General features: G+C 65.1%; 9 protein-coding genes and 2 rRNA genes. 4 read left to right on the top strand and 7 right to left on the bottom strand.

What is annotated here, in order from left to right:
- Positions 1 to 13: 13 nt before the first annotated feature.
- From B4U46_RS08580 to B4U46_RS08595, 3 genes are all read right to left on the bottom strand, one after another.
- A 23S ribosomal RNA gene (locus B4U46_RS08580) occupies positions 14 to 3,130 on the bottom strand.
- A 278-nt stretch (positions 3,131 to 3,408) separates the two neighbouring features.
- A 16S ribosomal RNA gene (locus B4U46_RS08585) occupies positions 3,409 to 4,934 on the bottom strand.
- The 16S and 23S rRNA genes sit together here, the layout of an rRNA operon.
- Positions 4,935 to 5,457: 523 nt before the next feature.
- A complete protein-coding gene (locus tag B4U46_RS08595; RefSeq protein ID WP_079425530.1) occupies positions 5,458 to 6,099 on the bottom strand; it encodes a DNA-3-methyladenine glycosylase in 642 nt (213 codons plus the stop codon).
- Between the two features lie 140 nt (positions 6,100 to 6,239).
- Here B4U46_RS08595 and B4U46_RS08600 point away from each other — a divergent pair, with 140 nt between their 5' ends.
- The 3 genes from B4U46_RS08600 (at position 6,240) to B4U46_RS08610 (ending at position 8,249) form a co-directional block, all read left to right on the top strand.
- Positions 6,240 to 7,022, top strand: a complete 783-nt coding sequence (locus B4U46_RS08600) for a sporulation protein (protein WP_079425531.1) — start codon at positions 6,240 to 6,242, stop codon at positions 7,020 to 7,022.
- A gap of 40 nt (positions 7,023 to 7,062) precedes the next feature.
- Complete coding sequence (locus B4U46_RS08605) at positions 7,063 to 7,596, top strand: YbhB/YbcL family Raf kinase inhibitor-like protein (protein WP_079425533.1); 534 nt, start codon at positions 7,063 to 7,065, stop codon at positions 7,594 to 7,596.
- A 149-nt stretch (positions 7,597 to 7,745) separates the two neighbouring features.
- The gene (locus B4U46_RS08610; RefSeq protein ID WP_079425535.1) at positions 7,746 to 8,249 is read left to right on the top strand and encodes an HNH endonuclease; all 504 of its coding nucleotides are present in this window, start codon (positions 7,746 to 7,748) and stop codon (positions 8,247 to 8,249) included.
- Between the two features lie 81 nt (positions 8,250 to 8,330).
- Here B4U46_RS08610 and B4U46_RS08615 read toward each other — a convergent pair whose 3' ends face one another.
- The 4 genes from B4U46_RS08615 to B4U46_RS08630 form a co-directional block, all read right to left on the bottom strand.
- Positions 8,331 to 9,101, bottom strand: coding sequence for a sulfite exporter TauE/SafE family protein (locus B4U46_RS08615; RefSeq protein WP_079431633.1), 771 nt, complete (start codon positions 9,099 to 9,101; stop codon positions 8,331 to 8,333).
- A 97-nt stretch (positions 9,102 to 9,198) separates the two neighbouring features.
- Positions 9,199 to 10,173: an SPFH domain-containing protein gene (locus B4U46_RS08620; RefSeq protein ID WP_079425536.1), complete on the bottom strand. Its 975-nt coding sequence runs from the start codon at positions 10,171 to 10,173 to the stop codon at positions 9,199 to 9,201.
- An 85-nt stretch (positions 10,174 to 10,258) separates the two neighbouring features.
- Positions 10,259 to 10,687, bottom strand: coding sequence for an NfeD family protein (locus B4U46_RS08625; protein WP_079425538.1), 429 nt, complete (start codon positions 10,685 to 10,687; stop codon positions 10,259 to 10,261).
- Between the two features lie 68 nt (positions 10,688 to 10,755).
- Complete coding sequence (locus tag B4U46_RS08630; RefSeq protein ID WP_079425540.1) at positions 10,756 to 11,556, bottom strand: ABC transporter ATP-binding protein; 801 nt, start codon at positions 11,554 to 11,556, stop codon at positions 10,756 to 10,758.
- Positions 11,557 to 11,702: 146 nt separating this feature from the next.
- Here B4U46_RS08630 and B4U46_RS08635 point away from each other — a divergent pair, with 146 nt between their 5' ends.
- Positions 11,703 to 12,479: a hypothetical protein gene (locus B4U46_RS08635; RefSeq protein WP_079425542.1), complete on the top strand. Its 777-nt coding sequence runs from the start codon at positions 11,703 to 11,705 to the stop codon at positions 12,477 to 12,479.
- Positions 12,480 to 12,489: the final 10 nt, after the last annotated feature.

A 12,489-nucleotide genomic window follows, 5' to 3' on the forward strand; every position in this document is an offset into this window, starting at 1 on the left:
GACGCGAGCAACTGAGGACAAGCCCTCGGCCTATTAGTACCAGTCAGCTCCACCCGTTACCGGGCTTCCACATCTGGCCTATCAACCCAGTCGTCTACTGGGAGCCTTACCCTCTCAAGGAGGTGGGAATACTCATCTTGAAGCAGGCTTCCCGCTTAGATGCTTTCAGCGGTTATCCCTCCCGAACGTAGCCAACCAGCCATGCCCTTGGCAGGACAACTGGCACACCAGAGGTTCGTCCGTCCCGGTCCTCTCGTACTAGGGACAGCCCTTCTCAATATTCCTACGCGCACAGCGGATAGGGACCGAACTGTCTCACGACGTTCTAAACCCAGCTCGCGTACCGCTTTAATGGGCGAACAGCCCAACCCTTGGGACCGACTCCAGCCCCAGGATGCGACGAGCCGACATCGAGGTGCCAAACCATCCCGTCGATATGGACTCTTGGGGAAGATCAGCCTGTTATCCCCGGGGTACCTTTTATCCGTTGAGCGACGGCGCTTCCACAAGCCACCGCCGGATCACTAGTCCCGACTTTCGTCCCTGCTCGACCCGTCGGTCTCACAGTCAAGCTCCCTTGTGCACTTACACTCAACACCTGATTGCCAACCAGGCTGAGGGAACCTTTGGGCGCCTCCGTTACCCTTTGGGAGGCAACCGCCCCAGTTAAACTACCCATCAGACACTGTCCCTGATCCGGATCACGGACCGAGGTTAGACATCCAGCACGACCAGAGTGGTATTTCAACGGCGACTCCACAACCACTGGCGTGGCTGCTTCAAAGTCTCCCACCTATCCTACACAAGCCGAACCGAACACCAATATCAAACTGTAGTAAAGGTCCCGGGGTCTTTCCGTCCTGCTGCGCGAAACGAGCATCTTTACTCGTAGTGCAATTTCACCGGGCCTATGGTTGAGACAGTCGAGAAGTCGTTACGCCATTCGTGCAGGTCGGAACTTACCCGACAAGGAATTTCGCTACCTTAGGATGGTTATAGTTACCACCGCCGTTTACTGGCGCTTAAGTTCTCAGCTTCGCAACCCCGAAAGGTCACTAACCGGTCCCCTTAACGTTCCAGCACCGGGCAGGCGTCAGTCCGTATACATCGCCTTACGGCTTCGCACGGACCTGTGTTTTTAGTAAACAGTCGCTTCTCGCTGGTCTCTGCGGCCACCCCCAGCTCAGAGAGCAAGTCTCATCACCAGGAATGGCCCCCCTTCTCCCGAAGTTACGGGGGCATTTTGCCGAGTTCCTTAACCATAGTTCACCCGAACGCCTCGGTATTCTCTACCTGACCACCTGAGTCGGTTTAGGGTACGGGCCGCCATGAAACTCGCTAGAGGCTTTTCTCGACAGCATAGGATCATCCACTTCACCACAATCGGCTCGGCATCAGGTCTCAGCCTTATATGAGGGACGGATTTGCCTACCCCTCGGCCTACACCCTTACCCCGGGACAACCACCGCCCGGGCTGGACTACCTTCCTGCGTCACCCCATCGCTTACCTACTACCACCTTGGGCCGGCGGCTCCACCACTTTCCTTTCCCCGAAGGGTCCGGAACGGCTTCACGGCCTTAGCATCAGAGGATTCGATATTGGGCGTTTCAAAGCGGGTACCGGAATATCAACCGGTTGTCCATCGACTACGCCTGTCGGCCTCGCCTTAGGTCCCGACTTACCCTGGGCAGATCAGCTTGACCCAGGAACCCTTAGTCAATCGGCGCACACGTTTCTCACGTGTGTATCGCTACTCATGCCTGCATTCTCACTCGTGAACCGTCCACAACTAGCTTCCGCTGCTGCTTCACCCGGCACACGACGCTCCCCTACCCATCACAACACCCGTTGGGGCTTATTGCTGCAATGACACGACTTCGGCGGTACGCTTGAGCCCCGCTACATTGTCGGCGCGGAATCACTTGACCAGTGAGCTATTACGCACTCTTTCAAGGGTGGCTGCTTCTAAGCCAACCTCCTGGTTGTCTCTGCGACTCCACATCCTTTCCCACTTAGCGTACGCTTAGGGGCCTTAGTCGATGCTCTGGGCTGTTTCCCTCTCGACCATGGAGCTTATCCCCCACAGTCTCACTGCCGTGCTCTCACTTACCGGCATTCGGAGTTTGGCTAAGGTCAGTAACCCGGTAGGGCCCATCGCCTATCCAGTGCTCTACCTCCGGCAAGAAACACACGACGCTGCACCTAAATGCATTTCGGGGAGAACCAGCTATCACGGAGTTTGATTGGCCTTTCACCCCTAACCACAGGTCATCCCCCAGGTTTTCAACCCTGGTGGGTTCGGTCCTCCACGAAGTCTTACCTCCGCTTCAACCTGCCCATGGCTAGATCACTCCGCTTCGGGTCTAGAGCGTGCAACTCAATCGCCCTATTCGGACTCGCTTTCGCTACGGCTTCCCCACACGGGTTAACCTCGCTACACACCGCTAACTCGCAGGCTCATTCTTCAAAAGGCACGCAGTCACGAGGATCCGAAGATCCCGACGCTCCCACGGCTTGTAGGCACACGGTTTCAGGTACTATTTCACTCCGCTCCCGCGGTACTTTTCACCATTCCCTCACGGTACTATCCGCTATCGGTCACCAGGGAATATTTAGGCTTAGCGGGTGGTCCCGCCAGATTCACACGGGATTTCTCGGGCCCCGTGCTACTTGGGAGATGAGCAAGCAAGCCGTACAGATTTCAGCTACGGGGGTCTTACCCTCTACGCCGGACCTTTCGCATGTCCTTCGCCTATCCATACGGTTTCTGACTCGCCTCACAGCCGGCAGACTGTGAAAGCTCATTCCCACAACCCCGCATGCGCAACCCCTGCCGGGTATCACACGCATACGGTTTGGCCTCATCCGGTTTCGCTCGCCACTACTCCCGGAATCACGGTTGTTTTCTCTTCCTGAGGGTACTGAGATGTTTCACTTCCCCTCGTTCCCTCCACATGCCCTATGTGTTCAGGCATGGGTGACAGCCCATGACGACTGCCGGGTTTCCCCATTCGGACACCCCCGGATCAAAGCTCAGTTGGCAGCTCCCCGGGGCCTATCGCGGCCTCTCACGTCCTTCATCGGTTCCTGGTGCCAAGGCATCCACCGTGCGCCCTTAAAAACTTGGCCACAGATGCTCGCGTCCACTGTGTAGTTCTCAAATAACGACCAGCCACCCGTCACACCCTGCCGAAACAGAGCTTTACCGGGGCCGGCACTGAAGACTGACCAGACGGCCGTGCCTTCAGGACCCAACAACGTGCCAAGCACGATCTCTTTCAGTGACTCACTTTCCACGCCGAAGCAGTACTCGTGATCCATCCAGAAGACCGTGCCAACTAATCAACGTTCCACCCATGAGCTGACCGTGCAGAACATTTGCCTGCAATCGGTACTGTGCTCCTTAGAAAGGAGGTGATCCAGCCGCACCTTCCGGTACGGCTACCTTGTTACGACTTCGTCCCAATCGCCAGTCCCACCTTCGACAGCTCCCTCCACAAGGGTTGGGCCACCGGCTTCGGGTGTTACCGACTTTCGTGACGTGACGGGCGGTGTGTACAAGGCCCGGGAACGTATTCACCGCAGCAATGCTGATCTGCGATTACTAGCGACTCCGACTTCATGGGGTCGAGTTGCAGACCCCAATCCGAACTGAGACCGGCTTTTTGAGATTCGCTCCACCTCACGGTATCGCAGCTCATTGTACCGGCCATTGTAGCACGTGTGCAGCCCAAGACATAAGGGGCATGATGACTTGACGTCGTCCCCACCTTCCTCCGAGTTGACCCCGGCGGTCTCCTGTGAGTCCCCATCACCCCGAAGGGCATGCTGGCAACACAGGACAAGGGTTGCGCTCGTTGCGGGACTTAACCCAACATCTCACGACACGAGCTGACGACAGCCATGCACCACCTGTATACCGACCACAAGGGGGGCACTATCTCTAATGCTTTCCGGTATATGTCAAGCCTTGGTAAGGTTCTTCGCGTTGCGTCGAATTAAGCCACATGCTCCGCCGCTTGTGCGGGCCCCCGTCAATTCCTTTGAGTTTTAGCCTTGCGGCCGTACTCCCCAGGCGGGGAACTTAATGCGTTAGCTGCGGCACCGACGACGTGGAATGTCGCCAACACCTAGTTCCCAACGTTTACGGCGTGGACTACCAGGGTATCTAATCCTGTTCGCTCCCCACGCTTTCGCTCCTCAGCGTCAGTAATGGCCCAGAGATCCGCCTTCGCCACCGGTGTTCCTCCTGATATCTGCGCATTTCACCGCTACACCAGGAATTCCGATCTCCCCTACCACACTCTAGCTAGCCCGTATCGAATGCAGACCCGAGGTTAAGCCTCGGGCTTTCACATCCGACGTGACAAGCCGCCTACGAGCTCTTTACGCCCAATAATTCCGGACAACGCTTGCGCCCTACGTATTACCGCGGCTGCTGGCACGTAGTTAGCCGGCGCTTCTTCTGCAGGTACCGTCACTTTCGCTTCTTCCCTGCTGAAAGAGGTTTACAACCCGAAGGCCGTCATCCCTCACGCGGCGTCGCTGCATCAGGCTTTCGCCCATTGTGCAATATTCCCCACTGCTGCCTCCCGTAGGAGTCTGGGCCGTGTCTCAGTCCCAGTGTGGCCGGTCGCCCTCTCAGGCCGGCTACCCGTCGTCGCCTTGGTGGGCCGTTACCCCACCAACAAGCTGATAGGCCGCGGGCTCATCCTTCACCGCCGGAGCTTTCCACCACAGGAGATGCCTCCCGCAGTCGTATCCGGTATTAGACCCCGTTTCCAGGGCTTGTCCCAGAGTGAAGGGCAGATTGCCCACGTGTTACTCACCCGTTCGCCACTAATCCCCTCCCGAAGGAGGTTCATCGTTCGACTTGCATGTGTTAAGCACGCCGCCAGCGTTCGTCCTGAGCCAGGATCAAACTCTCCATGAATGTTTACCGGTAATCCGGTGCACACGCACGAAAGAGCGGGCCAGTCACGGTCGGAATAAGACCGACTGACCACAACGTCCTCGCTGTGTTTGTCGCCTGCCAGTGCCCGAAGGCCCGACAGGTCTTTTTCAAAGGAACCTCATCCACCGAAGTGGACGGGGTATCAACTTCTGGCGTTGATTTTTGGCACGCTGTTGAGTTCTCAAGGAACGGACGCTTCCTTTGTACCGACCCTCTCGGGCTTTCCTCCGGGCTTTCGTTCTTGCGATTCAGACTCTATCAGAGTCTTTCTCGCTCGCTTTCCAGGTCCTGCGCTTTCGCGCTTGCCCTTTCGGCGTTCCACCACTTTAGCGCTTATTCCCTGCAACTCATAATCGAGCCGTCGGATTCGAATTCGGGCACGCCGAAATCGACCCCGCCAGGGGCACGTCGTAGGTAGTGGGTTGGCCGCTCCCGCGGGGACTGCGATGGCAGTGCCCCGTTCCAGCGGCTCGGGCTACGTTAGGCGTCCACCAAGATCGAGTCAAGTTGCGCGCCGACGCGGCGCGTGGGCCCGGTACGGGCTGACGGTCGGGTCGCCGGCGATCCAGTAGCGGTACGGGTGGGCCGCGCCAGCGCCGCCGACTCCCGTGCGCGGACCGTTGCCCACCTGGTCGGGAGGGGTGGGGGTGCCCGTGAGGAGGGAGAGGGGGGAGTCGGGGCCCGCGCAGAGGTCGGCGCCGTCGAGGGAGCGGTCCACGTCCAGGGCCGTGGCGAGGCGGGCCGGGCCCTTGGCCAGTTCTCGCGGGTTTCTGGCCGTAATCCGACGTTTGGCGGCCAGGTCGGCGCCCACGGTCACCTCTCCGGCGCGCACCAGCACTCCGCTGGCGTGACCTGGCGGGCCGCAGACGAGGTTGAGGCTGAACCACATGCCGTAGATGAAGTAGACGTACGCGTGTCCGGGCGGACCGAACATCGAGGCGTTGCGGGCGGTGCGGCCGCGGTAGGCGTGGGAGCCGGGGTCGGCCTCCCCCTCGTACGCCTCCACCTCCGTGATGCGCAGTTCCATCGGGCCCTCCGGGGTGCGGCGGACCAGGATCCGGCCGAGGAGGTCGGGGGCCACGGTGAGGACCGGGCGGTCGAAGAAGGACCGGGGCAGGGGCGTACGGTCGGGGCGCGCGCTCATCCGGCCGAGGGTAGTGGAACACGCGCCCGTGCAACCGGGGCCTAAGGTTCCGCAGTGGTAGGGGGTGGGGTCGGTCGGCCGTGCGGTCCGGTCACCGCCCCCTCGGCTCCGTATCCGTATGCGTATCAGGGGAGACAGACATGGGTTTCAGGAAGCTGCTCGCGAGCCTGGGTGCCGGTGGTGCTTCGGTCGACACGATCATCACCGAGCCGAACGTGGTGCCCGGCGGGATCGTCCAGGGCGAGGTGCGGATCCAGGGCGGGTCCGTTGAGCAGCAGATCGAGGGGCTTTCGGTGGGGCTCCAGGCGCGGGTGGAGGTGGAGGGCGGCGACCACGAGTACAAGCAGGACATCGTCTTCACCAAGCAGCGCCTCGGCGGTGCCTTCAAGGTGCAGCCGAACGCCCTGCACGTGGTGCCGTTCGCACTGGAGATCCCGGCGGAGACGCCGATCACCCACTTCGAGGGCCACGCCCTGCACGGGATGAACATCGGGGTGAGCACGGAGCTGGAGATCGCCCGGGCGGTGGACGCGGGTGACCTGGACCCGATCAACGTGCACCCGGTGCCGGCGCAGCAGGCGATCCTCGACGCGTTCCGGCAGCTGGGCTTCAGCTTCCGCAGCGCGGACATGGAGCGCGGGCACATCCGCGGGACGCGCCAGACGCTGCCCTTCTACCAGGAGATCGAGTTCCTGCCGCCGTCGCAGTACCGGGGTCTGAACCAGGTGGAGCTGACCTTCGTGTCGGACGGGCACGAGATGGACGTCGTGCTGGAGATGGACAAGAAGCCGGGGCTGTTCAGCGAGGGCAGTGACACCTACCGCTGCTTCCAGGTGGGTCTGCACTCGTACGAGGGGACCGACTGGGCCGCATACCTGAACCAGTGGATCGCCTCGGTCGGTTCGCAGCGCAACTGGTTCTAGTCTCGGGGCCGTAGGACTTCTTCGATCAAGGAGTACAGCCATGACCGAGCGGAACAGGGCTCCTCTCCCCCACGCCTTCCACCCCGAGGTGCCGTCCTTCACGGTGACCAGTGCCGATCTCGCGCCGGGTGCCGATCTGGGTGACGGGCAGGTGCTGTCGGGCGGGAACGTCTCCCCGCAGCTGCGCTGGGAGGGGTTCCCGGAGGGGACGAAGAGCTTCGCGGTGACCTGCTTCGACCCGGACGCGCCGACGGGCAGCGGGTTCTGGCACTGGGTGCTCTTCGACATCCCGGCCTCGGTGACCGAGCTGCCGGCGGGTGCGGGCAGCGGGAAGTTCGAGGGGTTGCCGGCCGGTGCGGTGCACGTGCGCAACGACTACGGGACGAAGGACTTCGGCGGTGCCGCCCCGCCGGCCGGGGAGCGGCACCGGTACGTGTTCACGGTGTACGCGGTGGACCGGGAGAAGCTCGGTCCGGACGCGGACGCGTCGTGTGCGGCGGTCGGTTTCCACCTGAGGTTCCACGCGCTCGGCCGTGCGCAGCTGATCGGTGAGTACGAGGCGCCGGCGGCCTGATCGTTCTCCCGGCGTTCGCCCGGTCCTGGTCTAAATGAGGCCGGGGCCGGGCATTTTTATTGCGTTGTCCCGCGTGGCGCGCGCGGCCAGAGTGGTTGCGGGCCTTGCCGCCAGGGTGGTCGCGGGCCTGCACACGGGAGGTGGGCGAGATGCGGGACACGCTGGTGCTGAACGCGAGCTTCGAGCCGCTGTCGACGGTGTCGCTGAACCGGGCCGTCGTTCTGGTGCTCCAGGACAAGGCCGTGGTGGAACAGTCCCATCCCGAACTGCGTGTGCGTGCGGCCGCCCTGGACCTGCCGATGCCCCGGGTGATCCGATTGTGCAGGTACGTACGGGTGCCGTTCCGAAGACATGCTCCCTGGTCGCGGCGGGGGGTACTGGTACGGGACCAGCACCGGTGCGCGTACTGCGGGAAGCGCGCGACGACCGTGGACCATGTGCTGCCGAGGGCTCAGGGGGGCGGGGACACCTGGCTGAACACGGTGGCGTCCTGTGCCGAGGACAACCACCGCAAGGCGGCCCGGACTCCGGAGGAGGCGGGGATGCCGCTGCTGCGGAAGCCGTTCGTGCCGTCTCCGGCGGACGCGATGCTGCTGGCGCTGGGGGTGGGCGGGCAGGAGGGCCTTCCCGACTGGCTGGCCCGCTCGGCCTGATTCCCGCCCGCCCCTCCCGTGTCTTCCGCCCCGTCCGCGCCTGTGTGCCGCGGGCGGGGCGGCGTATTTCTGCTACGTCCCTCAGCGGAGCAGCAGCTGGACTATGGCCAGGACGCCGACGGTGACGATGACCCCGCGCAGGACGGTCGGGGGCAGTCGTCGGCCGAGCTTGGCGCCGAGCTGGCCGCCGATGGTGGAGCCGACGGCGATGAGGAGGACGGCGGTCCAGTCGAACTCGGCGACGAAGAGGAAGAAGACGGCGGCGATGCCGTTGACGAGGGCTGCCACGACGTTCTTGACGGCGTTGATGCGTTGCAGGTCCTCGTGGAGCAGCAGCCCCATCAGGCCGAGGTAGAGGACGCCCTGGGCGGCGCCGAAGTAGCCCCCGTACGCGCTGGAGAGCAGCATGCCGGTGAGCAGGGCGGGGCCGCCGTCGGGGTGTGCGGTGTCGGCTCCGGTGGCTTCCTGGCGGCGGCGCAGGGCGGCGGCGAGCTTCGGCTGGAGGACGACGAGGACGAGGGCCAGGCCGATGAGGACGGGCACGATCGTGTCGAAGGAGTCCGACGGCAGGGTCAGGAGCAGGATCGCGCCCGCGAGCCCGCCGGCGAGGGAGACGGCGCCGAGCCGCAGGATGCGGCCGCGCTGTCCCCGGAGCTCCTTGCGGTAGCCGAAGGCTCCGCTGAGGGAGCCGGGGACCAGGCCGAGGGTGTTGGAGACGTTGGCGGTCACCGGGGGCAGGCCGGTGGCGAGGAGCACCGGGAAGGTGATCAGGGTGCCGGATCCGACGATGGTGTTGATGGTGCCGGCGCCGATTCCGGCGGCGAGGACCGCGATGGATTCCCAGATGGACATGGACATGGACGGAGCCATCCCCTTTGCGTGAGTGAGTCGCCTCCCCGCCATGAAGGTCGAGGGGCCTCACTGATCATGCACGAAGGGGAGGGCGGCGTCAGTCGATGGGGGGCTGTTCCCGGCGCTCCGGTGCGCTGCCGGTCCCGGGGGCTCCCTTGCCGGGGTCCTGCGGGTTGAAGCCGCTCGAACCGCCGCCCAGGGGGCCGAAGTTGCCCATGGCGCCCGAGAGGCCCTTGAGCGCGTCCCCGATCTCGCTGGGCACGATCCAGAGCTTGTTGGCGTCGCCTTCGGCGATCTTCGGGAGCATCTGGAGGTACTGGTAGGCGAGGAGCTTCTGGTCGGCGTCGCCGGCGTGGATGGACTCGAAGACCGTGCGGATGGCCTGGGCCTCGCCCTCGGCCTTGAGGGCGGCGGCCTTGGCCTCACCCTCGGCGCGCAGGATGGAGGACTGCTTCTCGCCCTCGGCGCGCAGGATCTCCGACTGCCGGACGCCCTCGGCCTGGAGGATGGCGGCGCGCTTGTCGCGGTCGGCGCGCATCTGCTTCTCCATCGAGTCCTGGATGGAGGTCGGCGGCTCGATGGCCTTGAGCTCGACCCGGTTGACGCGGATGCCCCACTTGCCGGTGGCCTCGTCGAGGACCCCGCGCAGCGCGGCGTTGATCTCCTCGCGGGAGGTGAGGGTGCGTTCCAGGTCCATGCCGCCGATGATGTTGCGCAGCGTGGTGACGGTGAGCTGTTCGATGGCCTGGATGTAGCTGGCCACTTCGTACGTCGCGGCCCGGGCGTCGGTCACCTGGTAGTAGATGACGGTGTCGATGTTGACGACCAGGTTGTCCTGGGTGATGACCGGCTGCGGCGGGAAGGGGACGACCTGTTCGCGCAGGTCGATCCGGTTGCGGATGGAGTCGATGAACGGGACGACGATGTTGAGGCCCGCGTTGAGGGTGCGGGTGTAGCGGCCGAACCGTTCGACGATGGCTGCGCTGGCCTGCGGGATCACCTGGATCGTCTTGACCAGGGCGATGAAGACCAGTACCACCAGGATGATCAGGACGATGATGATCGGTTGCATGCGGTTCCCCGTGCCCTTCCGGCTGTCTGTGCTGCCCCGTTGAACGGAGTCTCGCAGACCCCGGGGCCGCGGGTGGGCTGCTTGCTCACATGACGACCGCGGTCGCTCCGTCGATGTCCACGACGTCGACGGACTGGCCGGGCTCGAAACTGGTGTGCGTGTCCAGGGTGCGGGCGGACCAGATCTCGCCGGCGAGCTTGATGCGGCCGCCGCTGCCGTCGACCCGTTCGAGGACGACGGCGGTTCTGCCCTTCAACGCCTCGATGCCGGTGCGGTGTTGGGGCCGCTGGTCGCGGTGCCGGTTGGCGATCGGCCGGACGACGGCGATCAGTGCGACCGACACGATGACGAAGACCAGGACCTGGCTCACCGCTCCGGCGCCGAGGGCCGCCGTGACGGAGGCGGCGACGGCGCCGACGGCGAACATGCCGAACTCCGGCATCGCGGTCAGGACGAGGGGGATGCCCAGTCCGACCGCGCCGATGAGCCACCACACCCATGCGTCGATGTCCACATGGTCATGGTAGGTCGGGTGGGCGCGGCCGGACAGGGCGCGACGGCGTCCTCCGGGCGCCGGGTGGGCTAACGGAGGGGCAGGCCCTGGGCGGTCCAGCGGTCGTGGTCGTTGCGCTCGACGACGAGCGGGAGCCCGAAGCAGAGGGAGAGGTTGCGGGAGGTCAGCTCCAGCTCGATGGGGCCGGCGGTGACGACCTTGCCCTGCCTGATCATCAGGACGTGCGTGAAGCCGGGGGCGATCTCCTCGACGTGGTGCGTGACCATGACCATGGAGGGGGCCATGGGGTCGCGGGCCAGGCGGCCGAGGCGGCGGACGAGGTCCTCGCGGCCGCCGAGGTCGAGGCCGGCGGCGGGCTCGTCGAGCAGGAGGAGTTCGGGGTCGGTCATCAGGGCGCGGGCGATCAGGGTGCGCTTGCGCTCGCCCTCGGAGAGGGTGCCGAACGTGCGGTCGAGGTAGTCGGACATGCCCAGGCGGTCGAGGAAGGCGCGGGCGCGCTGCTCGTCGATCTCCTCGTACTCCTCCTGCCAGGTCGCGGTCATGCCGTAGGCGGCGGTGAGCACGGTCTGCAGGACGGTCTGCCGCTTGGGGAGCTTGTCGGCGAGCGCGATGCCGGCGACGCCGATGCGCGGGCGCAGCTCGAAGACGTCGCTGCCGGGCTTGCCCAGGGTGCTGCCGAGGATGGTGGCGGAGCCCTTGGTGGGGAAGAGGTAGCTGGAGGCGAGGTTCAGCAGCGTGGTCTTGCCGGCGCCGTTGGGGCCGAGGATGACCCAGCGCTCCCCCTCCTTCACCGACCAGGAGACCTGGTCCACCAGAGCCCGGCCCTCGCGGACCACGGATACGTCCACCAGCTCCAGAACATCGCTCATGAGCGTGTTGTCACCCCTTGCAGTCACGGTTCTCTGTGCGCCGGCAGGCGCAGCCCCAGGGGAAAACCCCCGGGGAAAACCTACGCCACTCGGGGAGGGGTCCGGGCGCCAGGCCGGGTCCGGGGCCCGATCCGTAGAGTGGGGGGATGCTTTTCGAACCACGTTCAGGGCGGCTGGCCGCCTGGGGGAACGCGTTGCTGGCCGGTCATGTCTCGCCCGACGAGGCCGCGTCGTCGATCGTGGGCGAGGACGCCTCGCACCGGGTGGCGGGGCTGCCGGGTGAGGCGGGTCCCGTGGGGCTCACGCTGGCGCTGGGGCGGCTGCGGACGCTGGGGATGACGGGGCTGCGGGTGGCGCTGCCGGCGCCGGGGCATCCGCTGGGGCTCAGCGGCCCGCCGGAGTTCAACGCGGCGGCGCTGGAGGCCGAGGAGGCGGTGGTGTGCGTGGGGGCCGGGCTGGGGCTGGTACCGGAGGTCACGGAGGTGGGTCCGGCGGGGGACGCGCACGTGTCGGTGGTGTGGCGGAGCCTGCCGGTGCGGGAGGCCCCGCCGGCGGACGTGCCGTCGCTGGGTGAGGCGGAGCGGGAGCTGGCGGAGGCGCTGCGCGAGGCGACGGTGGTGCTGACGCGGCTGGACGTGGCGGCTTCGGGTCCGGTGGCCGAGGCGGCGCTGTCGGCGTACCGGGCGCGGGCGGAGGCGGGCCGGGAGGTGCTGGCTCCGGGGTATCCGGCGCGGGCGGTGCGGGTGCTGGCGCTGGCGCAGCGGGTGGACCTGCTGGTGTCGCTGGCGTACGAGCGGGGGCACGGGGGCGCGGTGGCGGCCTCGGAGATGGCGGCGCGGGCAGAGGCGCTGCGGCCGGTGGAGCGGGTGGCCCGGCGGGCGCTGGTGGCGGCCTACAACGCTCCGCTGGAGGGTGGGCGGTAGGGCGGTCCGG

This window comes from Streptomyces katrae (assembly GCF_002028425.1).
Taxonomy (GTDB): Bacteria; Actinomycetota; Actinomycetes; order Streptomycetales; family Streptomycetaceae; genus Streptomyces; species Streptomyces katrae_A.

Coding starts and splice junctions, on each gene's coding strand:
- B4U46_RS08610 (WP_079425535.1), top strand. CDS start 7,746: ATGCGGGACACGCTGGTGCTGAACGCGAGCTTCGAGCCGCTGTCGACG.
- B4U46_RS08635 (WP_079425542.1), top strand. CDS start 11,703: ATGCTTTTCGAACCACGTTCAGGGCGGCTGGCCGCCTGGGGGAACGCG.
- B4U46_RS08600 (WP_079425531.1), top strand. CDS start 6,240: ATGGGTTTCAGGAAGCTGCTCGCGAGCCTGGGTGCCGGTGGTGCTTCG.
- B4U46_RS08605 (WP_079425533.1), top strand. CDS start 7,063: ATGACCGAGCGGAACAGGGCTCCTCTCCCCCACGCCTTCCACCCCGAG.
- B4U46_RS08615 (WP_079431633.1), bottom strand. CDS start 9,101: ATGTCCATCTGGGAATCCATCGCGGTCCTCGCCGCCGGAATCGGCGCC.
- B4U46_RS08595 (WP_079425530.1), bottom strand. CDS start 6,099: ATGAGCGCGCGCCCCGACCGTACGCCCCTGCCCCGGTCCTTCTTCGAC.
- B4U46_RS08630 (WP_079425540.1), bottom strand. CDS start 11,556: ATGAGCGATGTTCTGGAGCTGGTGGACGTATCCGTGGTCCGCGAGGGC.
- B4U46_RS08620 (WP_079425536.1), bottom strand. CDS start 10,173: ATGCAACCGATCATCATCGTCCTGATCATCCTGGTGGTACTGGTCTTC.